Genomic DNA, 22567 nt, shown 5'->3' on the forward strand with positions numbered 1-22567 from the left:
TTGGGTAAATACCTGCATGTAATGTTCATAAAACCTCCACTATTTGCTAACCCTTTTTCTTCATTCAAGGCAGGTAATTCATATCTCACTATCGAATACAACAAAGCTACACTACAATGAAGGAAAAGGAACCAAGGATATGTTTCTTAAACAAGTCATCGCTAAGCTCCTGCATTGTATGATTGGAGTTGCTCTGTTCATCTTATTATCGGGTATTGTTTATGGAGAAGAGCAAGACGTCACTATCGCTGCTAGCGGAGATGATCCTTTAGCGGGGAAGCAAACCTATTTAAAACAAATTCACGCTGAGGAAGCTTGGGACACGGTAAAGGAGAACACTGCCCTTACGATCGCTATTGTCGATACAGGTGTTGATTTAAATCATCCTGACCTGGTGTCCAACCTTGTTCCTGGAGTCAATCTGATTAATAGTAAACGAACGCCGCAGGATGATAATGGTCATGGCACAAATGTTGCAGGGGTAGTCGCTGCGGCAGGAAATAATGACATGGGAATTACAGGGATTTTATGGAAAGCTCATATTATGCCGATTAAAGCGTTGGAGTCTGATGGTTCAGGCGGCGAGGCCAAACTTGCTGAGGGGATTCGTTACGCAGTTGATCATGGCGCCAAGATTGTCGTGTTATCTCTCGGTTTAAATAAGTATTCCACCCTCATGAGCGAAACCGTAAAATATGCGGAGGAACACGATGTACTGCTCGTAGCAGCAACGGGGAATGAAGGCAACAGCGTCAAATATCCGGCTGCCTACTCTACCGTGTTGGCTGTTGGGGGTATGACAGCAGAGCGAGTAGCGGATCCACGGTCCAACAAAGGAATGGAGATTGACCTGGTTGCCCCTTGGGATGTGTTTACGACTGCTCTTGGGGGTTCTTATGAGTACAAGGACGGTACATCGATGGCTGCGCCTCAAGCAGCAGCTGTCGCCGCCTTAGCCTGGAGCCGGCACCCTGAGCTAAAAGCTTATCAAATTCGTCAGCTGCTTAGGCAGACGGCAGAAAACTTGGGATCACCTGGATGGAATGCATCGACAGGCTACGGTCTTCTGCGTGCGGACCGTGCTGTTAATGAAACCCCGCTGCTGGATATGTATGAGCCCAATAATCGCAAGGATCAGGCTAAATCGATTTCCGTCAGTAAGATGATAAGTGCTTCCTTTGCTGGCGGTTCCGATCCGGATTGGGTTTACTTTGATGCTCCCTATGATGGGACTGTTCAACTGACGTTTGATTTAGCCGCCGAACAGCAGATTGCTGTTCAGCATACGGATGTTACAGGCGCCTTTACAAGTGTAACGGCAAGTCCGGGCATCCCAGTCGTTCTGCAAGTGAAAAAAGGCCGCAGCTATGTGATGCTTCAGTTGACAAATCGCAACTGGAAGCAGGAGGTTCCTTACAAGCTCACGACAGCATTTCAGATTTATCGTGATCAATTCGAGGATAATGACCGACAGTACAAAGCATATGTGCTGCCTTCCAAAAGCCAAAGTTTGACCGGTACCTTTCATCAAAATGAGGATCAAGACTGGTTTGAGTTTCCTGTAGAGCAGTCGGGTAGTTTGAGTATTGAGGTCAGCACGGATACCGCAAGAATGGATCTGGTGTTGTTTGTACAAAAGCAAGGCGAAAAGGCTTATACCATAGACGAGAACGAAGATGGCGGGTCGGAATCATTAGTGATCCCTCAGGTGTTTCCAGGAAGCTATTATATCCGAATTACGAATGTGAAGGACTACGCATTTCCGATAGCCGGCGAGTACACGCTGAAAATTAACTATGATGTCAAGCAAATGGATCCGAATGAGCCTAACAATCGATCTTATCAGGCAACAACGGTGTCCTTAGGCACAGTCTATTATGGTTTAATCGATAAAATGGATGATCTCGATTGGTTTCAATTCAAGCTGGATGAGGAGAGCATGGCGGAGATAGAGCTCACGGATATTCCGGATGGCGTTACGATGTTCTTATCTCTATTTGATGGGGCTTTGAAGCCTGTGTATAATACAGGTGGAGCTCTTGAAATACGAACAGCGCAGCGGTTGTCAGCAGGAACCTACTATGTGAAATTAAATGCGAACCAACCGTTTGACCGCAGTCTGTATCAATTCATGGTGAGTGCCAAGCCGCTGACAGGAGGATTTTCTGACATTCGTGGGCATTGGGCGCAGGATGCGATTCTTTCTATGAGCACCAAACAAATCGTTAATGGTTATGATAATTTTACATTTCGACCTGATCAGACGATAACACGCGCTGAAGCAACGGCTATATTGGGTCGTGCCTTTCAGCTAACGCAGTCTAAGGCTATTGCCTACACGGATCTTTTGCCCAATCACTGGGCATATGAATGGATTGCTCGGGCTGCAGGACGTGGAATTATTGATGGTTATCCCGACCGCTCGTTTGCGCCGGATCAACCGATCAGCCGTATGGAAATGACCTCTATGATGGCACGAAGCATGAATATAACAGGAAATCAACGTGGAGCGGTTCCTTTCACGGATGTGGATGAACAATATTGGGGTGTCGGTATTTTGAGACAAATGAAGGCAGGAGGATGGATTGGCGGTTACGCTAATGGCTCCTTCCGTCCGGATCAACAAGCCACACGGGCAGAATTCATCACCATGCTGACTCATATCCTGCGGTAACCCGCTCGGAACAGAAGAATTATTCGAGATTTTAATAAAGGAGTCTTCACATGGATTACGTGGAACAAATGAATTCTTCACTGGGTATGAACGGTATGCTGAACATTTGTATGGCTTTGATCTGCATCGGGTTCTCCTGGTGGGCGCTGCAGGAGCTGCAGCTGGAACGAATATTGAAAAGGCCGAGAGGCATGCAGGCCAAGCTGCTGCAAATATTGCTTTCCATCGCTTTGGGCTATCAAGTTGCCAAATTTATCATTGATTATTTTCACTGGTCTACCTGGATTCCGGGTATGTTTTGAGTCGAATTCCGCATAAACAGGGTGGATTTTGTCAACAATGGTTAGTATAGTGACCTAAAATTTTCAGTTGGTTTCGAATCCTATCTTACACATCAGATAGATAAATCAAATTTACACGCTGCAGGTTCAATGCTAAACTTAACAAAGCTTGCATAGAAAACAGCGCAGAGGGGGACCATGATGAACAAAATTATTGTCCGCGGCGGCCGACGATTGTCAGGTAGAGTCAGAATACATGGGGCTAAAAATGCCGTCCTGCCGATTATCGCAGCCTCAATTCTGGGTATAGAGGGAGACAGTGTTATCCATGATGCGCCTCCTCTAGATGACGTTATTGTGATTAATAGCGTTCTGGAAAGTATCGGGATTGAAGTCGAATATCATAACGAAACGATACGTATTAATGCACGAAATATTCGTACTTGTGAAGCATCTTATGAACTGGTCCGTAAAATGAGGGCTTCATTTTTGGTCATGGGTCCATTATTAACCCGTATGGGACAGGCGAGAATTTCGCTTCCTGGCGGCTGCGCGATTGGCACACGTCCCATTGATCAGCATTTAAAAGGTTTTGAAGCTATGGGGGCCGAAATTGAGCTGGGTCAAGGCTACATTGAAGCCAGGGTTCAAGGAAGACTGAAAGGCGCCAAAATTTATTTGGACGTAGCTAGCGTGGGAGCCACCGAAAATATTATGATGGCTGCAACCTTGGCTGAAGGGACGACAACGATCGAGAATGCGGCCAAGGAACCGGAAATCGTAGATTTGGCTAATTATTTAAATGCGATGGGTGCTACGATTCGTGGTGCCGGTACCGGATTGATTCGGATTGATGGCGTAGATAAGCTTAGAGGCGCTGTACATACGGTAATACCGGATCGGATTGAAGCGGGTACATATATGGTCGCAGCGGCTATCACACGAAGCGATTTGTTTATTGAAGGCGCCATTGCTGACCATTTACGTCCCATCATCTCCAAGCTGCAAGAAATGGGAGTCCAGATTGAGGAGGACGAGAACGGTTTACGTGTGTTTACCGATAAGCCGCTACGAGCCGTTGATGTGAAAACATTGCCTTATCCGGGGTTTCCCACCGACATGCAGTCTCAGATGATGGCCTTGCTGCTGACGGCTGATGGTACGGCAATAGTGACTGAGACCGTGTTTGAAAATCGTTTCATGCATGTGGAGCAGTTAGTTAACATGAACGCTCAAATTAAGGTGGATGGACGAACTGCTGTGATTAGTGGTGGAAATAGGCTTAAGGGAGCCAAGGTTTGTGCTACAGACCTGCGTGCTGGAGCTGCTTTGATTCTGGCAGCGCTTGCCGCTGACGGTGAAACGGAAGTTACAGGAATTCATCATATTGATCGGGGTTACGTGGATATAGCCTACAAGCTGCAGCAGCTTGGCGCTGATATTCAATGCTTGTCACATAAAGCTGTTCCTGTAGAGGAAGAAGAAGAAATGCAGCTGTTCTCAGTCAGTCCAATTCTCGCTTAACCGCATAATTATATCTACAAAGAGAAGACTCTTTCCGGTTCAGGAAAGGGTCTTCTCTTTGCATGGGGCATGTTCTATTCTATCTTTTTGATTCATACAATGAGATGACTAAGCATAGTTTCAGGCTAAGTGATCTTGGAGCTGACAGAAGATGGAGGGACAGGCTTTGGACTCAAAGAAAGCAATTCGCTTGGCGCTCCTGTGTTTGTCCAGCTTTGTTGCAGTACTCATAGCGGCACCTTCATTGATATGGAAACAGAGTGCGCCTGTTTCAATGCCATCCCCAATAACCGCTAATAGGACGGCCGAATCCGATCCATCCCTTTCATCGGCCCGTGTTCAAGGGTCATTGTTGTACGTCCCCGTCTATCTAACAAAGGAAAAAAAGGTAGAGTCCCTGCCGCTAGAGACATATGTACGAGGTGTTTTGGCCGCAGAAATGCCCATTGAGTTCGAATTAGAGGCTCTAAAAGCCCAGGCGATGGCTGCTCGCACCTATATTATCCGTAAACAGGTAGAACAGGACATGAGCAATGTGCCACCAAGTGAAGCTTTAGTGACCGATACGATCAACCATCAGGTTTATGTAAGTGATCTTGAACTTAAGGCACGCTGGGGCTCCATGTATGAGATGAATTCGGACAAGCTGGACCAGGCCATCCGGGAAACAGAGGGAATTATTTTAACCTACGATGGGAAGCCGATTGAAGCTAACTTTTTCTCTACTAGCAATGGGTATACGGAAAATTCGGAAGACTATTGGAATACGTATATTCCCTATTTGCGCAGTGTACCAAGTCCGTGGGACCGTACTCTCTCACCACGTTTCAAAGAAACCGTTGAGCTATCGGCATCTGCCCTGCGAAGTAAACTTGGCCTCAGCAGCTCGCTCTCCGTTTCTACTGGCAGCGGTAGCGGTTTACAGATAATAGAGCTGTCCCAAGGGCATCGGATCAAGAAGCTGAGGATTGCAGGTAAGGCTTTTAGCGGGCGTGAAGTGCGCGAGAAGCTTGGACTGAATTCCTCCCAATTCCAGTGGAACTGGCAAGGCGATCGCTTGCAGATCACGACTTTTGGCTATGGACATGGAGTGGGCATGAGTCAATGGGGAGCCCAAGGGATGGCACTTGAGGGGCGTCGATCGGAGGAAATCGTCAAATACTTTTATACCGGAATTGAGCTGGGCGAAGCAGTGAATTTTGTAAAAGGAAATAATTTGAAAAAATAATAGTAATCTCGCGTATAAAACTCGCAACCGTGGCAACAATGGTTAGCGAGGTGATAGTCTATGAGTGATCAAAAAAGAGATTTACAGACCAAGCAAGAAGCTCCTAAATCAAACGCGGGAGCGCAAGGCAATGCAGCATTTTCGTGGAAAAGATTGTTGTCCAAAAAATGGGTATTTCCAGCAACCTACATGGCAGCGGCGGCAATTATCTTAACGTTAATGTGGGTATATCAGGACGCTGGTAAATCGGTTCTCAAAGGCGAATTCGGAGTCGGGCAGGATATAGCCAAATCGACGGTAACCGAAAACGTAATGAAACCTGAAACATTGCCAGTTAACGTAGCCACAGAAACGATGCAGAGGCCTTTTAAAGAAGTAGGCGAGTTGGAAGTAACACTCTCTTTCTTTGACAGTAAGGCTTCTAGCGAAGTGCGTCAGGCTGCTATGGTAGAGTATGGAGATACGTTTACTCCACACATGGGTATGGATTTTGCTAAGCCCGACAATCAGTCATTTGATGTAGTTGCAGCCATGAGCGGCAAGGTAACGGCAGTTGAGAAAAATCCAATCGTCGGCAATCTGGTTGAAATTACGCATAACAATGGTCTTGTGACCGTATACCAAAGCTTAAGCGAGACAAAAGTCGTCAAGGATGCTGATGTTAAAAAAGGCGATGTCATTGCCAAGGCAGGCCGCAACGAATTGGAAAAGGATCAAGGTGTACATCTACACTTTGAAGTTCGACAAGGTCAAGGTGGCCCTGCTGTGAATCCGGATCCCTTCTTTAGCGAGCATTAATCACAGCATAAATGAATGTATTTTGGAGCGCATTTGCGCTCTTTTTTTATTTTTAGCGATGTTTTTGAAAATAATGGTCATATTAAGCTTGTCACGCATGGAAACAGAGAATATAAGCTAGCTCCCCTCATATAATGTACCAAACTGACTCGAGTAGGGAGGCGAGGGGAGTGCACGATTACATCAAAGAGCGAACCATTAAAATCGGACGTTGCCTTGTGGAAACGAAGCACACGGTTCGCACCATTGCTAAGGAATTTGGTGTTTCAAAAAGCACGGTGCACAAGGACCTGACAGAGCGTTTGCCAGAAATTAATCCCGATTTGGCTAATCAGGTAAAGCACATTTTGGAGTACCACAAGTCGATTCGTCACCTGCGGGGAGGAGAAGCCACCAAAATTAAATATCGCAAAACCCGCAACCCGAAATCGCACGAAAAGCTTGTAACGGCCAAATAAGCAGGGAGCTTGTAGTGATGAAAAACCTCCCGAAAACACATCTAACAAAAGAAGCAGGTTTTGTCGATAAAATTGATATAAAAAAAGAGGAATTTGCAATTTAATAGCGAAATTAGTTGAGATAACGGTTATAATAGGATTACCGCTTCTTTTCGAGGATGGACGGTTTTGTTTAGGGAGGAACTTTTCAATGTTAAGCAAGGATATTGGCATCGATCTAGGGACAGCGAACGTCCTTATTCATGTGAAGGGACGCGGAGTTGTGCTGGATGAGCCGTCTGTCGTCGCTATAGAAAGCGATACGAAGCGGGTGCTGGCTGTTGGTGAAGAAGCATTCCGCATGGTGGGACGTACACCGGGGAACATTATCGCCATTCGCCCGCTTAGGGACGGCGTTATTGCCGATTTTGAAATTACAGAAATGATGTTGAAGCATTTTATTAATAAAGTAGGGGGCAAAAAATGGTTCAGTCATCCTAGAATCCTTATTTGCGCCCCTACGAATATTACGTCTGTAGAGCAAAAAGCGATTCGTGAAGCCGCAGAGCGGAGTGGGGCTCGTGAAGTGTTTTTAGAGGAGGAGCCAAAGGCTGCTGCTATTGGCGCAGGTATGGATATTTTCCAACCGAGCGGCAACATGGTTGTCGATATTGGCGGCGGAACTACGGATGTAGCGGTCTTATCGATGGGAGACATTGTTACCTCTTCTTCCGTGAAAGTAGCAGGAGATATGTTTGACTCGACGATTATGAAGTATGTGAAGAGCAAATATAAGCTTTTGATTGGTGAACGCACTTCGGAGGATATCAAAATTAGAATAGGTACCGTATATCCAAGCGGACGGCGGGAATCCATGGACATTCGTGGAAGAGATATGGTGAGTGGATTGCCATTGACCATCACGATTAACTCGGAAGAGATTTACGAAGCTCTGTGGGATCCAGTTTCTTCGATTGTTGCTGCAGCCAAAAGTGTATTAGAGCGAACGCCTCCAGAGCTATCAGCCGATATTATCGATCGCGGCGTGATCCTGACAGGCGGCGGTGCCTTGCTGCATGGTATCGATCAATTGTTGGCGGACGAGCTGAAGGTACCTGTGCTGGTTGCTGAGGATCCTATGCATTGCGTCGTAAAAGGGACAGGTATTATGTTGGACAACCTGGATAAAGTAGTTAAGCGCAAGTTTTAATTGGGATCACCATCAAACCAAATCGCCAGCCTATAAGGGGGAGCCTCGATGTTAAGAGGACTGTACACCGCTGCATCTGCCATGATCTCGCAGCAGCGGAAGCATGATATTGTGACCAATAATATCGCGAACATCAACACGCCAGGCTTTAAACAGGGATACGGAATTAATCGTTCATTCCCTGAAATGTTGATTTCTCGTATCAATAATGGCAAGGGCGAACCAGGGGCAGTGCCTGTCGGTCGGCTGAATACAGGCGTGATGGCGGAGGAGAATATTGCCGTCCATACACAAGGTGATATGCAGGAAACGAACAATCCTTTTGACTTTGCATTGATTTCGAATATTCAACTGCCAGGGGCAACCTTTGATGCATCAGGTAAATATGTGGATGCCAACGGACAGCGGACGATTCAGCCGCAGGCCTTCTTTACAATCGTTAACGATAGTGGAGAGCAGCGTTATTCATTAAATGGGAAGTTGTCTGTAGATGGAACCGGCCAGCTCATTACCCCTGATGGTTATCGGGTCTTGGGTGGGGACGGGCAGCCCGTACTGCTGTTGGATCCTGCCACTCAAACGCCTGTAACCAATTTTCGCATTACAAAGCTTGGACAGTTCACGAGTTCAGATGGACTTCTTCTGCAAAATGCAAATAATCAGCCGTTGACTTTGCTTATCAGCCGCGTAGAGGACCCGAACCAACTGGTACGTGAAGGTAACGGCTTGTATCGCCTCAATGCAGGAAGTGAAGGTCTAGCCAGAGCAATTAATCCGGAAGATCAGGTAGAAGTTCGTCAAGGATTCGTAGAGCGTTCTAATGTGGATGCAAGTCAATCGATGGTAGATATGATGGCGGCCTCACGCGCTTATGAAGCGAATCAAAAAGTTGTTCAATTTTATGATCGAAGTATGGACAAGGCAGTTAATGACGTCGGTCGTGTGTAATTGTCTAATATGAGGTTTTAAAAGTCCCCTTTGATCACGCAGCTTCGCAGAAAGCATATTCGGCATCGAATCCTGTAATCAGGTTCGAAGTGCGGTGCCGGCAGGAGGAAACAAGATGAACAACTCCATGATCAATTCATCCGTGACCATGCATGGACTTCAGCAAAAGCTGGACATGCTGGCTAACAATATTGCGAATGTCAATACAACCGGCTACAAGCGTAAGGAAGCCTCCTTTCAGGATGTGTTAACCAGCTTGAAGCAGCAGCCAAAGAGCTTTCAACAAGACGGCAGACTTTCACCCCTTGGTTATAACCAAGGCTGGGGCTCACGGCTCGTTCAAGCCCAGATGACAATGCTGCAAGGCTCCTTGAAGTCCACAGACAACCCTTTGGATACAGCGATTGAAGGTAATGGTATGTATGAAATCAATACTTTTGTGAGAGATGCCAACAACACCTTGATTCCACAGACGGCATGGACTCGTAATGGATCGTTTGAGTTGACGCCATCTGGCGACCCCAATACGTTGTCGTTAACTACAAAGGATGGGCATTATGTAATGGGTGCGGATGACCAGCCGGTTCAGGTTCCAACCAATCATCGCGTGAGTATTCAAGAAGACGGCAGAATTATGGCCTATGATGATGCTGATAAAACAGCGCCACCTATTGAAGTAGCTCAAATTAAGCTCGTGCGTGTCATTCGTCCACAGCTGCTCCAGCAACTGGGGGATAACTTGTTTACTTTGCCAACAGGTTTGGCGAATCAGCAGGATGTTCTTCAAACTGTTGACGGGACTAATAATACGATTGATCCGATTACCGTAAGACAAGGCTTTCTGGAGCAATCCAATGTGGTTTTGTCCGAAGAGATGACAGACTTGATTCAAGTTCAACGCGCATTCCAATTAAATTCCCGAGCCGTTACTTCTTCGGATACGATGATGGGCATTGCGAATAACTTGCGCAACGGCTAGCAGGAACCCTTGAAGTGAGGTTGGTAAATATGGCGGAAGCAAACGATGAAAAGGCTCCAGTCCCAGCGCCGGCTCCCAAAAAGAAAGCGCGCAAGAAACGAAGACGTTGGGTTGTTCTTGCTTTGCAATGGATCGGCATTCCTTTATTGTGTGTGATTGCTCTTGGCGCTGGTTTGGTCATTGGCTACGTGTATATCGGTAAACAACCGATGGACGAAGTATATGAGATTGAAACATGGCGTCATTTGTACGATCTGGTATTTGCCGAAACTTAAACAATAGCTTGACTATAGACTCCCTCGCCAGGGAGTTTTATTTTTGTTTCAACAACGGTATAATAAATGGAAAGGATCAACGACTTGTGGGGGGAGGGCATCATTTACGTGCGGAACTTACCGAACCTGTTAACACTCTGCCGTTTTTTACTAATCCCCCTGTATATCCTGGTCTTTGAAGCTGGGCACATTCGTACAGCTTTTCTCGTGTTGTTAGTCGCTGGCTTGACGGATGTGTTGGATGGTTACATAGCACGGAGCCGCAATTTAGTTACCCCACTTGGCAGCATGCTGGACCCACTTGCGGATAAATCGATGATGATTACCGTACTTGTATCACTGGTATGCTCCAGAATGATTTCCCTTGAAGCCGCTATTGCCATGTTTGTGCGTGAGGCAGGTATGATTATTGGCTCAGCCATTTTCCACTTTCGCGGCAAGCAGACCGTACCGGCTAACGTTATGGGCAAATTAACAACGGTTTTATACTACATAGCCATTATGGTCATTATTTTCAGGTTGCCTTATGCTGAGCTTTATCTATGGTTGGTGATTATGGTTTCTTTTGTGACCTCCATCATTTATATTTTTCAGTTCTACAGCCTTAATAAACCAACGATCTATGAACGTAAATAATGCTATATGATTTAAAAAGAGCTTATGTACGGGTAAGCATAATCCGAATACATGCAAACCGATACATAAGCTCCCTTATATCAACCTTCAATACTGCAGATCATGAAGGAATGCTGTTAGTGTAAGTTAAATAGGCTTATTTTATACCACACCCTGGAGAGGAGCAATGAAACTGTGTTAGATGCCGTGCAAATTCAAGCGATAATACCCCATCGATATCCCTTTTTGTTAGTAGATCGTATATTAGAGGTAGAAGCAGGTGTAAGTGCCAAGGGAATCAAAAATGTAACGATCAATGAACCGTTTTTTGCGGGCCATTTTCCATCATATCCGGTGATGCCGGGCGTGTTGATCGTCGAGGCTCTCGCCCAGGTCGGAACCGTTGCCATGCTTTCATTGGAAGCTAATAAAGGCAAGCTTGGTTTTTTTGCGGGAATTGATGAGTTTCGTTTTCGCGGACAGGTGGTTCCTGGGGATACGTTGACGCTAGAGGTTACCATCACACGTTTAAAAGGCTCTATCGGCAAAGGCAAGGCTGTTGCCATGGTAGGCGATAAGATTGTAGCTGAGGGTGGGTTAATGTTTGCATTATCAGATGCAGCCAAAGAATAGGAGATGGAGATATGACGGTACATAATCGAGTTCAAGAATTATATGACCAATGGATAACAGATCCGGCAATTGATGATAGTACAAAGGCAGAGCTCAACCAAATTAAAGAGCAGCCGAAGGAAATCGAGGATCGCTTCTATCGTGATCTCGAATTCGGAACGGGTGGGCTTCGGGGTGTCATTGGGGCTGGAACGAACCGGATCAATCGTTATACAGTAGGACGGGCAACGCAAGGCCTGGCTGCCTTCGTCAACGCCTCGGGAGCTGAGAATCCATCTGTCGTTATTGCTTACGATTCCCGCAATCAATCTCCGGAATTTGCTCTGGAAGCTGCTAAAGTGTTGGCAGGTAATGATATTAAAGCCTACGTATTCGAATCGTTGCGGTCAACGCCTGAGCTCTCCTTCGCTGTAAGGGTTTTGCAGGCTTCTGCTGGTATCGTGATCACTGCGAGCCATAATCCACCTGAATACAATGGATACAAAGTGTATGGTTCCGATGGGGGGCAGCTTGTTCCTGATCAAGCCGAGCAAGTTATTGCAGCAATCCAGCAGGTACAATCATTTGCCGATGTGAAACGTGAAAAGCGGACAACGGCGGAAGCTAAAGGTCTATTGGAGTGGATTGGCCAGGATATCGATGAACAATATATAAAAGCTGTCACCTCTGTGAGCCTTAATCGGGATGTTGTGAAGCGGACCAGCAATCAGTTTAAAGTCGTGTTTACGCCGCTGCATGGTGCTGGAAACCTGGCCGTTCGAGCTGCTCTAAAAACGATCGGTTTTAGCCAAGTATTTGTTGTAGCGGAGCAGGAGCTTCCCGATGCCAAATTTTCGACGGTGAAGTCTCCAAACCCTGAGGAAAAAGAAGCGTTCACTCTCGCTATTCGCAAAGCGAAAGAAATAGATGCCGACATTATTATCGGTACAGACCCCGACTGTGATCGGATGGGTGCGGTTGTTAAGGATGAAAAGGGTCAATATTTTGTACTGACAGGTAATCAGTCCGGTGCCATTATGGTCGATTATCTGCTTAGCAGCTTGAAAAAGCGTGGAGAGCTTCCTGACAACGGTGTCGTCATCAAGACGATTGTGACGAGTGAGATGGGAGCCGCTGTTGCTGAGCATTATGGAGTCGAAACCATTAATACGTTAACCGGTTTTAAATATATCGGTGAAAAAATGTCGCAGTTCCAAACGTCCGGCGAATCGACCTTTTTGTTTGGGTATGAAGAGAGCTATGGCTACCTTGCTGGTGATTATGCCAGGGATAAGGATGCAGTTGTGGCTTCGATGTTGATTTGTGAAGCAGCTGCCTACTACAAAAGCAAAGGAAAAACGTTATACGACGTTCTTCAGGAGCTTTATGCACGGCATGGTTTTTTCCTTGAAAAGCTGGAGTCCCGCACCTTGAAAGGTAAAGATGGCGTTGAGCAAATTCAAGGCATCATGAACAATTGGCGTAATCAGCCACCAACGGAAGTGAATGGCCAATCCGTCAGTAAAATAGAGGACTTCTCTCAGGGGTTGTATGGCCTGCCTGTTGAGAATGTTCTGAAATATACATTGGCTGATCATTCGTGGTTTTGCTTACGTCCTTCAGGAACGGAACCGAAAATAAAAGTGTATTTTGCTGTCCGCGGAACAAGCGCAGAAGCAGCCACTGAAGCCATCCATGGATTAGTAAACGCCGTGATGAGCCGAGTTGACCAATAATACGGCAGGAGTGAATGTATTGATCGGGCGTTACTTACAATGGAATAAAAAGAGCGTGAAGTGGCTGTGGTGGCTGGTTATCCTCGGGATGCTGGCCTCCATTCCTGTAGCATTTGAAAGATCACAAACCGAGGAAGGCTCGGGACGTAAGGTTGAGTTCGTGTTTGATTACCGCGATATATTGGAAATAGCAGATTTGCAGACGGACCCGCGGCAATTTGTGAACACACAGCTGAAGGAATTGAAAAAGAGCGGTGTGCATTCGATGGCGCTTTATGAAGCGACACTGAATGAATTGCGCTTAAGCCGCCGTATTGAAATTTTTTCATCACATGAGGCGACGGCGTTAACACAAAGCCCGATCTCTCCTAACGAGAACTTTACTTATATTTTATTTGCTGAAAAGGAATCACAAGACAAGCTGGAAATGTTGATTACCAAAGCATTTGGGAGTCTGAATGCCAAGGTTCGGCCGTGGACCTTCAAAAATCAAAATGGGCTTATTATAGAAATGAGTCGTGATGAAGCCGGACTGGTCACGATGGATCCAGATCCGATTGCTCTGCAAGCATTGAAGGATCAAGGCTTTCATATCGTCGTTCGGATGTCCAATCGCCGACCTTTCAATGCGGAACAGATGGATGTGCTGCTAGCTAATTTGAAAAAGTACGGAGTGACCCGCTTCATTGTCGACGGAGAGACCGTACCTGGTTATGTGAGTGACACCAATCTCAGTAATTTGGACACGATGGCTGAGCTCATGAAGAAGTATCAAATCGGACTGGCTAACATCGAGCTGCAAAAGACGCAGCAAAAGGGCTTTAATCGCTTGGCAAAAATGATTCAATACGATGTCGTCCGTCTTCACTCCTTTACAGAACGAGACGGCGAGAAATTAACCGAAAACCTGACGGAAGCGGAATTGGATGATAGAATTCAAGTTGTATCCGACCGGTTCGTGCTTGCTGTCAAGGATCGCAACATTCGTATGATTTTTCTAAATGCGCGTGCTGTTAAAAATCTGGATAAGGGTAAAATCCTGAATCCTCTTGATTCCATATATGAAAGCTTAACGGGTAAGGATGGAGCTATCAAGCGTATTGAGGCAGCTGGTTATGTAATGGGGCCTGCAGGGAAATTTGTTTTGGTGCATTCCAACTGGCAATCAGGAGCTAAGCTGCTGCTTTGGATTGGCGCCGTGGCTTTAATTGCACTGACGGTTTCTTATTTTGTGTCCGAATTGACGCTGTTCGTATTTTTAATTGGAATGGTCGGTTCTGCCGGATTATTCGTACTCTCATCCAGTTTATTCGCCCAGGGACTCGCTTTAGGAGCGGGAACATGTGCGCCGATCGTGGCCATGATTATGGCCGTAAGGTCTGTTCGCGGTAAGTATCAATCACGCACGGGATCACGGTTGGGTTATGCGATTTGGATGCTGCTGAGAACATCGGCAATCTCCGTCATTGGGATCTTCTTTATTGTAGGTCTACTGAATCAAATTACGTATTCTCTTGTGTTGGAGCAATTCCGCGGCGTTAGCCTGCTGCATTTGCTTCCGATTGTAGCGATTGCTTTCTACTGGCTGCTGTTCAATGACAGTCTTTCTCACAAAGATAAGCTGAATAAGGCAAAACAGCTGCTCGCTTCCTATATAAGTGTATTATGGATTATCGGGGCGGCGGTCATTGCTGCTGTAGGATTTTATTATTTATCCCGGACGGGTAATGAGGGACAAGCCTCAACCTTTGAAAAGCTGTTCCGTTCCTTCTTGGAAAATACATTGGGCATTCGCCCGCGCTTAAAGGAATTTTTATTTGCCCATCCCCTGTTTATATTGGGCGCATATCTGTCGTTTAAATATCGTAATGCTGTGCTGCTCGTCTTGATTGGGGTTATAGGTCAGGCATCGATTGTCGATACCTTTGCTCACCTGCACACACCGCTACTCATTTCATCCGTCCGTATTGTGTACGGATTAGCATTTGGCATTTTGATTGGCATCGGTTATATCGCAGTTTGGGAAATTGTCATAAGGAGTTGGCGTCGTTGGACACCCTTGCTGTTAAAAAGATCGTAATATCAGGGTACTACGGTTTCGATAACAGTGGGGATGAAGCGGTATTGCAATCCATTTTGCTTGCTTTGGAGGAGCAGGGACGCAATCAGGGTATTCGTATTATCCCTGTGGTGCTGTCCGCTGATCCCGCCAAAACAAGCCAAACCTATGGTGTCGAGGCTGTGCACAGGATGAGTCCGGGGGCATTGATTCGAGCTATTCGGAGTGCCGATGGCTTGATTAGTGGGGGCGGCAGCCTGCTGCAGGATGCTACGGGAGCCAAGACGATTCCGTACTATTTGGGAATTTTGAAATTAGCTCAGTGGCTTGGAAAGCCGACATTTATTTATTCTCAGGGAATCGGGCCGGTTTATCGCGGCATGTTTTTTGGATGGATACGCTCTGTTTTTAACCGCTGCCGTCTCGTATCGGTACGTGATGTGGAATCTAAGCAGCTGCTGTTAAAGATGAAGGTCAAAAACGAAATTATCGTTGTGCCAGACCCGGTAATGGGGATGCCGCTTAACACGGGTGAGCATGGGATAATTGAGACTCTGTCAATGGATACTCCTATTATAGGGATATCGGTTCGGTACTGGAATCAGGATCGATCAGAGATAAAGGCCATTGCTGAGGCGATCACCATGATTTTGGAGAAGACCGATTCACAAATTCGCTTTTTGCCTTTTCATCTGCCTTCGGATGAAGAGGCCTCCAACATGATAAGAGCTCAATTGGACGGTCAATACAACGAACGAATATCCATATCTCATGGAGTTACGCATCCCCAACAGATGCTGGCCGAGGTTGGCCGCTGCGATTTGTTGATTGGCATGCGGCTGCATTCGTTGATCTACGCTGCGTCACAGCTAGTACCGTTGTTGGGTATATCCTATGATCCCAAAATTGATCAATTTTTAAATCGGTTGGATATGCAGTCCGTAGCTCATACGAGCTCCATTGACAATGAGACTGGAGTGGGCATAGCGGAGGCGGCGATCAAGCTGCTGCAGCAGCGATTGGAATGGAGGGCTAAAAAACAGCCGCTCATAGAACTTTTGAAAAATGAAGCACAAACCCCTGCGCTGCAGATTGCTTACTTTTTCAGTAAAGGAAGGAATCTTCATTGACCATACCTAAAGTATCGATATTCGGTGTTCCCTTTTCCAAGTTAGGCATGAATGAGACGGTTGAACAGGTTACCCGTATGATTGAATCCCGGAAGCCGCATCAAATTATTACCGCCAATCCAATTATGGTGATGTCAGCTGTGGAGAGTGTGTCCTATCTAAAGCTGCTTCAAGCAGCCGATTTGGTTGTGCCGGATGGGGCAGGCATCGTATGGGCTGCAAATTATGTGGGGAATCCCGTTGCTGAGCGTGTAACCGGATTTGACCTGCTGCATCGGCTGATGCAGCTCGGGGAGCCAAAAGGCTGGAAAGTATATCTGCTGGGAGCTTCTCCGGAAATGATAGCAGCGGCTGCAGACAGTTTAAAAAGGCAGTATCCTGCATTGCAGCTTGTAGGCTACCGCGATGGTTACTTTCGTGATGATGAGGATGCTGCTGTTATTGCGAATATTCGGGAGCACGATCCGGACATCCTATTGATAGGACGATCTGCCGATAAGCAGGAGCCGTGGATCGCGAAGTACAAGCAGCAGCTGCAGGTTCCGGTTATTATGGGTGTGGGCGGCAGCTTTGATGTGCTGTCGGGTAAACTGAAGCGGGCACCTGGGATTTTTCAAAAGCTTCGCTTGGAGTGGTTTTATCGCCTCCTACAAGAACCATGGCGTTACAAGAGAATGCTTGTGCTGCCGAAATTCGCAATGAAAGTGATTCGTGAAAAGAAAAACGTGCAAACCTCTGGAAAATAGCGGAAATAAGACCGAAAATAAAAGACTTTCATTTAAATTGAAGGTAGTAATATGCGCCCGGACGGAGTATAATTTAAATTGTTTTCGGGGTTTTTATAGATACAAAGGGGCTGTGTAAATAGAATGAACGTATTGTACGGAATTGGCTTTGTAGTGGCCTGCTTGATTGCCTTGCTGATGACGCCTTTGGTGAAGCGCTTTGCATTTTGGGTAGGGGCTGTAGATGCACCCAATCACCGGAAGGTACATAGTCGGATCATGCCTAGATTAGGTGGTCTTGCTATTTTCATTGCATTTGTAGGGGCGTATTTCGTAGTTTCACCTGCAGTTCAATCCGATGTAGCATTGGGGCTGCTGGTTGGTGGTGCGATTGTTGTTTTGGTAGGGGCCTTGGACGACCGGTTTGACCTCTCACCAAGAATTAAACTGCTTGGACAAATAATTGCAGCCTGTGTTGTTGTATATTCAGGGGTCGTCATTGACTTAGTTAATGTGCCTTTTGGGGATACGATGATCTCCTTGACGTGGTTGTCGGTGCCATTGACGATTTTCTGGATTGTTGGTGTAACGAATGCGATCAACCTAATTGATGGATTAGACGGCTTATCAGCCGGCGTCTCTGGCATTGCAATAACTACGATTCTTGTACTTGCTCTCATGATGGGGAATGTGACCGTCGTTTTATTGAGTGTAATTTTGCTTGGTAGCATTATTGGTTTCTTATTTTATAATTTTCATCCGGCCAAAATTTTTATGGGTGATTCGGGTGCATTATTTTTAGGATTTGCGCTGGCGACTTTGTCTATCCTTGGCTTTAAGCAATCGATCGTGCTTTCTCTGCTTGTTCCTATTATGATACTTGGAGTTCCGATCTCGGATACGCTATTTGCGATATTAAGACGTTGGGTGAATAAGACTCCGATTTCCAAACCGGACAAGAGCCATTTGCACCATTGTTTGCTCCAGCTGGGCTTCAGCCACCGTATTACCGTACTAATTATATATGGGATTGCATCTATATTCGGCGCTTCAGCAGTTTTACTATCTTATATGTCAGAGCAAGAACTTATCTGGGGAATGGTTCTGCTGATTGTTGTACTCATAGCTATTCTCGTATTGGGTGCGGAAGCGATCGGCATTATCAGTCAAACCAAAAAGCCAGTCCTGCGATTTTTGCAAAAAGTAAGAGTCCTGCTAAGTACACGTTCACGTATGACCAAATAAGATGAGAAGCAATATAAAAAAGGCCTCGAACCCATTAGGTTCGGGGCCTTTGCATATTCAGCGGTTCGAGTAAAATCAGAATGTACACATGGAAAATAATACGTGATGACGTAAGCGTATAGTTCGTTGTATACTAAGTTTCGTAAGAGAGGCAATACGAAGTTGATAGACAACCTGATATACGAAATCAGATGAAATGAGTTGGTCGAAAAATAAAAAGTTTTTTTAGAACAGCGCAACTTTTTATACAACGCCGCGTTTAATACATTGAAACACAAAAAAGCAGGGCAGTAAGTAAAAGGTTGGATATATTTTGCAACACACCTCTTTACCTTACTAGGATTGCAGTGTATAATGTACAAGGGTGTACGATTAACTAGCTTTTCATTCTATTGTTTACTAGTTTCTGCAAACTTATACGTTGCAGACCTTAATAAATAAAAATTCATTTCGCTCAACTCTGGGAAGGGGGTGAAACGGCTAATGAGTGCATCGAGCTATAATCCATCTAAACAGAACTCTAAAAAACCGAAAGATATTCGAGGAGGAGAACTAAAGGTTATGAAAAAAAGTTTATCTACTATTTTATCCCTAGCTATGGCATTCTCAATGTTTTCATCAGTAGCTCTTGCTGCAGAAAATGAAGTTGACGCAACTAAATCATCCGCTGATTTTAAAGATCTTAAAGATCTTGATGCAGCTACAAAAGTAAAATTTGACGCATTGATTTCCGCTGGTGTTTTTGACGGCGTAAAAGAAGGCGAATTTGGTCTTAAAGAAGAAATGAACCGTGCTCAATTTGCTAAAGTAGCAGCTTTGATCTTCGGATTGAAAGTGGACACTACTTTGAAAACTTCGACTTTCACTGATGTGAAATCCGATGATCCAGCAAACGGCTACGCAGTACCTTACATCGAAGCTGTTAAAGCAGCAGGTATCACTGATGGTTATGCTCCTGGTCAATACAACCCAGCTGGTAAAGTAACTAAAGAACAACTGGCAACTTTCTTGATTCGCGGTCTTAACAAAGACGCTGCAGCTAAAGCAACTCCAGGTGTTACTGACGCTACTGTATCCGATTGGGCTAAAGGTTATGTAGCATTAGCTCTTCAATTGAAATTGCTGAGCAATGGTACTGACGGTAAATTTGGCGGTACTTCCAATGCAACTCGCGATTTGTTGGTTCTTGGCGCTTCTGAAGCTAAGGCTCAATGGAAACCGGTTTTCAATGGTAAATACGCTATTTACTCTTTGAAAGCTACTGATGCTAATGTATTGTCTCTTCAATTGAACGGTCCTTTGACAGACGATGCTGCTAAAGCTTTTAAACTTGAAATCAAAAAAGACGGTAATGCAGTAACTAACTACACAACTAAGTGGAGTGACGATAAAACTACAGCTACTTTGACTTTTGATTCCAAATTCCAAAACAATGTATATGCTGCAACTATTAGTGGTGTTAGCAATCTTGACAGCACAGCTGCAACATCTTCTGTTACTACAACTGTAGAAAGAATTGCTAAGATTGAGTTCTTGTCTGCTTCCGAAACAATTGCAAGAACAACTAAAAAAGTTCGCATTGATTTCAAAGCAACTAACCAATACGGTGCAAAATCTACTTTGTCAAACAGTAACTTCCAAATTAACAGCAGCAGCAACACTACAATCAGTGGTATTAGTGGTGAGCAAGCATTCTATCTTTCCCAAGATGCAAAAGATGCTCCTAACCAAACTGAAAGTAAACTTGATCGCAATGACCGTATTTCGATCACAATTATTCATGAAGATTCAGGCGTAACTGCTAATAAAGTATTTGCAGTCGGCGAAGCTCCATTTATCTCTAAAATTGAAGTGGGCGACTTGAAAAATAGCTCAAACCAAAAAATTGATGTTCTTGAAGCCAACAAAGACACTTACTTGGATTTCAAAGCATATGACCAATATGGTCTTCCTGTAGAAGATCAAGCGACTTTGAGAGATGGCGTTTCCGTTCATTCTAATGACGGCAATCTTAAAAGAGTAGCAACAGACAGCAAAGGTGACACTTGGTTTGTTGAAAGTGAAATCGGAACTGACGCTGCAGACTTGAAGTTCAAGTATGACAAGAAAGAATCAAAAGACAATGTTGTAATTAATGTTATTGCTAATGGTTCAGGTCAAACAGTAACTAAAACAGTTAAAGTAACTGCTAGTAAAGTTCCTGCAACTATTGAATTCGGTAGCTACAACTACACGTTGGCTAACGGAGATGGATTGACAAACGATAGTGACGTTGACCAAAAAATGTATGTTCCGATTATTGTTAAAGATATTAAAGGTGATGTTCTTTCAGCTGATGATATCGTAGACAATAGCGACAAATTTACAGTATATTCTTCCGGTGGTATTCAATTGTCTAGCGATAGAGTAGCTACTACTGATAAATATATTGTTAAAAGCGGAGCACACAAAGGCCAAATCGCAATCGGTAGAGTAACTAACAAAGGTAATGCTTCCATTACTGTACAATTGATTGATAATTCGAATGCAAAAGCGGTCTTCTCTGCATCTGTTGGTGAAGAGCGTAAAGCAGAAAAAATTGCTTTCTCTGTAACTCCTAAAAAGTTCCAAATCAATGGTACTGATAACGAGTTGAAATTCAAAATTTATGATCAACATGGTTCGGAATTTAAACTATCTGGAACTGGCGCAGAGGCTCCGTACTCAGTGGCATTAAGATTACAAGGTAATCCGCTTGGTGGATTGGCTCTGAAGAGCAATGATGTTGCTGATTCCAATGCTTATATTGCAGCAGGTGCAACGCAAGCAGGTGTTAACAAAATGTTCTCCGTAGTGCCAAAGGCTTCAGTAAGTACTGTTACAAGCACTGTTTATAAGTACAATGTTACAAATAATGATTATAGCACTGTTGGTTTTGATGTAGCTACACTTACACCAAATCAAATTTTTGACAAGTCATTCAAATTCTTCACAGATAGCAATAATGCAACAGCAGTTAATGGTTCGAATGGTGTTGCTAGTGCTGTTAAACTTCCTGTAGCAACTGGTGCTTACACACTTTATGCAGAATTGTTCAGAACTGAAAACAACAAGACAGTTTCAGTGTCGACTTTAAACACTACACTCGAAATCCTTGATGTTAACGACAGCAAAAACAAATTGACTTATGAAGCTTACTTGGATAAAGGTACAAACAATGGTGTTGGCAGCTCAGTACTTGCTGTTAAAGACTACATGGGTTCCAATGCTCTTACCAACTCCACAGGTACTGTAACAGGCGCTGCTTATGTAAGAGCTAATCTTCCTAAGTTGAGCAAAGAAGTAAAAGTTAGAGCGAAAAACAACACTGGTGAAGCGGTAGCAGTACCACAAACTATCTCTTCTGTAACAAGCTCTAATCCACTAGTTCTTACTGTTACACCAGGAACAACAACAGGATTCGTAACTGGTCTTGATGCTGGTACTGCTAATTTGAGAGTTGTTTATAAAGATGCTAAAGGTGACTTCCAAACTACAAGTGTTGATGTAACAACTAAGAATGAAGGTCCTCAAGTAGCTAGTATTGCTCTTAAGAACTCTGCTAAAACTGTAGCTAGAAGTGCTCTTACTACATTGATGGGTACTACAAATCCTCTTACAAACACAGCTGGTAACTTGTATGTTCAGAATGCTGAAATTGCTGAGAAAATAACTGTTAAAGATCAATTCAGTAATGAGTATGTATCAGAAAAAGCACCAGGAACAAGAAAAGCAGACAACGCTGGTGGTACAACAGATCAATTCGTTGGACAACATCAATCTGTTCTTAACTTGACTTACTATGCATCTGATATTGTAGGTACAGGAACTGTAACTATTAATGCATCTACTGGTCAAATTACAAATATCGATCCTACTGTAACTGGCTTCACAGTGAACGTAATTGCACCTTCTGGTGTTAGTGCATCCACTGCTATTACACTTAACTAATCTTTAATATCTTTTTAAAAGAAGACCCTTTGGGTCTTCTTTTTTTATATACCTCACTACAAATCCTCAATAATCTTGGCAATGGATGGAGGAGCCTGTGGGTCTTCTTTTTATAGCTTGAT

At 44.7% G+C, this 22567-nt stretch carries 18 protein-coding genes; all 18 read left to right on the forward strand.

Annotation, left to right across the window (positions count from 1 at the left end):
* Positions 1–139 precede the first annotated feature (139 nt).
* The 18 genes from BM210_RS22570 (at position 140) to BM210_RS22655 (ending at position 22445) form a co-directional block, all read left to right on the forward strand.
* On the forward strand, positions 140–2674 hold the full coding sequence (locus BM210_RS22570) for a S8 family serine peptidase (RefSeq protein WP_256223928.1): 2535 nt from the start codon (positions 140–142) through the stop codon (positions 2672–2674).
* A gap of 50 nt (positions 2675–2724) precedes the next feature.
* The gene (locus tag BM210_RS22575; RefSeq protein WP_091173769.1) at positions 2725–2976 is read left to right on the forward strand and encodes a DUF1146 family protein; all 252 of its coding nucleotides are present in this window, start codon (positions 2725–2727) and stop codon (positions 2974–2976) included.
* 180 nt (positions 2977–3156) lie between these two features.
* Positions 3157–4479 (forward strand): UDP-N-acetylglucosamine 1-carboxyvinyltransferase, encoded by a 1323-nt coding sequence (gene murA, locus BM210_RS22580; RefSeq protein WP_091173771.1) that lies wholly within the window; start codon positions 3157–3159, stop codon positions 4477–4479.
* A gap of 166 nt (positions 4480–4645) precedes the next feature.
* On the forward strand, positions 4646–5707 hold the full coding sequence (spoIID, locus tag BM210_RS22585; protein WP_256223929.1) for a stage II sporulation protein D: 1062 nt from the start codon (positions 4646–4648) through the stop codon (positions 5705–5707).
* A gap of 60 nt (positions 5708–5767) precedes the next feature.
* A complete protein-coding gene (locus BM210_RS22590; RefSeq protein WP_091173776.1) occupies positions 5768–6505 on the forward strand; it encodes a M23 family metallopeptidase in 738 nt (245 codons plus the stop codon).
* Positions 6506–6675: 170 nt separating this feature from the next.
* Complete coding sequence (gene spoIIID, locus BM210_RS22595) at positions 6676–6963, forward strand: sporulation transcriptional regulator SpoIIID (protein ID WP_091173779.1); 288 nt, start codon at positions 6676–6678, stop codon at positions 6961–6963.
* Positions 6964–7153: 190 nt separating this feature from the next.
* Entirely contained in the window at positions 7154–8152 is a 999-nt protein-coding gene (locus tag BM210_RS22600; protein ID WP_091173782.1) for a rod shape-determining protein, read from the forward strand.
* A gap of 48 nt (positions 8153–8200) precedes the next feature.
* Positions 8201–9100: a flagellar hook-basal body protein gene (locus BM210_RS22605; protein WP_091173784.1), complete on the forward strand. Its 900-nt coding sequence runs from the start codon at positions 8201–8203 to the stop codon at positions 9098–9100.
* A 115-nt stretch (positions 9101–9215) separates the two neighbouring features.
* Positions 9216–10079: a flagellar hook-basal body protein gene (locus BM210_RS22610; RefSeq protein ID WP_091173787.1), complete on the forward strand. Its 864-nt coding sequence runs from the start codon at positions 9216–9218 to the stop codon at positions 10077–10079.
* Between the two features lie 29 nt (positions 10080–10108).
* Positions 10109–10354, forward strand: coding sequence for a DNA-directed RNA polymerase subunit beta (locus tag BM210_RS22615; RefSeq protein WP_091173789.1), 246 nt, complete (start codon positions 10109–10111; stop codon positions 10352–10354).
* Positions 10355–10462: 108 nt separating this feature from the next.
* Complete coding sequence (locus BM210_RS22620; RefSeq protein ID WP_091173791.1) at positions 10463–10990, forward strand: CDP-alcohol phosphatidyltransferase family protein; 528 nt, start codon at positions 10463–10465, stop codon at positions 10988–10990.
* A gap of 174 nt (positions 10991–11164) precedes the next feature.
* A complete protein-coding gene (gene fabZ, locus BM210_RS22625) occupies positions 11165–11602 on the forward strand; it encodes a 3-hydroxyacyl-ACP dehydratase FabZ (RefSeq protein ID WP_091173793.1) in 438 nt (145 codons plus the stop codon).
* An 11-nt stretch (positions 11603–11613) separates the two neighbouring features.
* A complete protein-coding gene (locus tag BM210_RS22630; RefSeq protein ID WP_091173796.1) occupies positions 11614–13317 on the forward strand; it encodes a phospho-sugar mutase in 1704 nt (567 codons plus the stop codon).
* Complete coding sequence (locus tag BM210_RS22635; RefSeq protein ID WP_371263522.1) at positions 13307–15397, forward strand: DUF5693 family protein; 2091 nt, start codon at positions 13307–13309, stop codon at positions 15395–15397. The genes BM210_RS22630 and BM210_RS22635 overlap by 11 nt, the downstream gene beginning before the upstream one ends.
* Positions 15367–16506, forward strand: coding sequence for a polysaccharide pyruvyl transferase CsaB (gene csaB / locus BM210_RS22640; RefSeq protein ID WP_256223931.1), 1140 nt, complete (start codon positions 15367–15369; stop codon positions 16504–16506). The genes BM210_RS22635 and csaB overlap by 31 nt, the downstream gene beginning before the upstream one ends.
* Positions 16503–17252, forward strand: coding sequence for a WecB/TagA/CpsF family glycosyltransferase (locus tag BM210_RS22645; protein ID WP_371263523.1), 750 nt, complete (start codon positions 16503–16505; stop codon positions 17250–17252). Before csaB ends, BM210_RS22645 begins: the two co-directional genes overlap by 4 nt.
* 123 nt (positions 17253–17375) lie before the next feature.
* Entirely contained in the window at positions 17376–18476 is a 1101-nt protein-coding gene (locus BM210_RS22650) for a glycosyltransferase family 4 protein (protein WP_091173801.1), read from the forward strand.
* A gap of 483 nt (positions 18477–18959) precedes the next feature.
* Positions 18960–22445 carry an S-layer homology domain-containing protein gene (locus BM210_RS22655; RefSeq protein WP_091173803.1) on the forward strand — a complete coding sequence of 1162 codons (3486 nt, stop codon included), beginning with the start codon at positions 18960–18962 and terminating at the stop codon, positions 22443–22445.
* Positions 22446–22567 lie beyond the last annotated feature (122 nt).

Origin of the sequence: Paenibacillus sp. 1_12 (assembly GCF_900114475.1) — a bacterium.
Taxonomy (GTDB): domain Bacteria; phylum Bacillota; class Bacilli; order Paenibacillales; family NBRC-103111; genus Paenibacillus_S.

What these genes read in the sequence shown, in the direction of transcription:
- BM210_RS22570 (WP_256223928.1), top strand. Translation starts at nt 140, where the DNA reads ATGTTTCTTAAACAAGTCATCGCTAAGCTCCTGCATTGTATGATTGGA.
- BM210_RS22575 (WP_091173769.1), top strand. Translation starts at nt 2,725, where the DNA reads ATGGATTACGTGGAACAAATGAATTCTTCACTGGGTATGAACGGTATG.
- murA (WP_091173771.1), top strand. Translation starts at nt 3,157, where the DNA reads ATGAACAAAATTATTGTCCGCGGCGGCCGACGATTGTCAGGTAGAGTC.
- BM210_RS22590 (WP_091173776.1), top strand. Translation starts at nt 5,768, where the DNA reads ATGAGTGATCAAAAAAGAGATTTACAGACCAAGCAAGAAGCTCCTAAA.
- BM210_RS22600 (WP_091173782.1), top strand. Translation starts at nt 7,154, where the DNA reads ATGTTAAGCAAGGATATTGGCATCGATCTAGGGACAGCGAACGTCCTT.
- BM210_RS22605 (WP_091173784.1), top strand. Translation starts at nt 8,201, where the DNA reads ATGTTAAGAGGACTGTACACCGCTGCATCTGCCATGATCTCGCAGCAG.
- BM210_RS22610 (WP_091173787.1), top strand. Translation starts at nt 9,216, where the DNA reads ATGAACAACTCCATGATCAATTCATCCGTGACCATGCATGGACTTCAG.
- BM210_RS22615 (WP_091173789.1), top strand. Translation starts at nt 10,109, where the DNA reads ATGGCGGAAGCAAACGATGAAAAGGCTCCAGTCCCAGCGCCGGCTCCC.
- BM210_RS22630 (WP_091173796.1), top strand. Translation starts at nt 11,614, where the DNA reads ATGACGGTACATAATCGAGTTCAAGAATTATATGACCAATGGATAACA.
- BM210_RS22650 (WP_091173801.1), top strand. Translation starts at nt 17,376, where the DNA reads ATGAACGTATTGTACGGAATTGGCTTTGTAGTGGCCTGCTTGATTGCC.
- BM210_RS22655 (WP_091173803.1), top strand. Translation starts at nt 18,960, where the DNA reads ATGAGTGCATCGAGCTATAATCCATCTAAACAGAACTCTAAAAAACCG.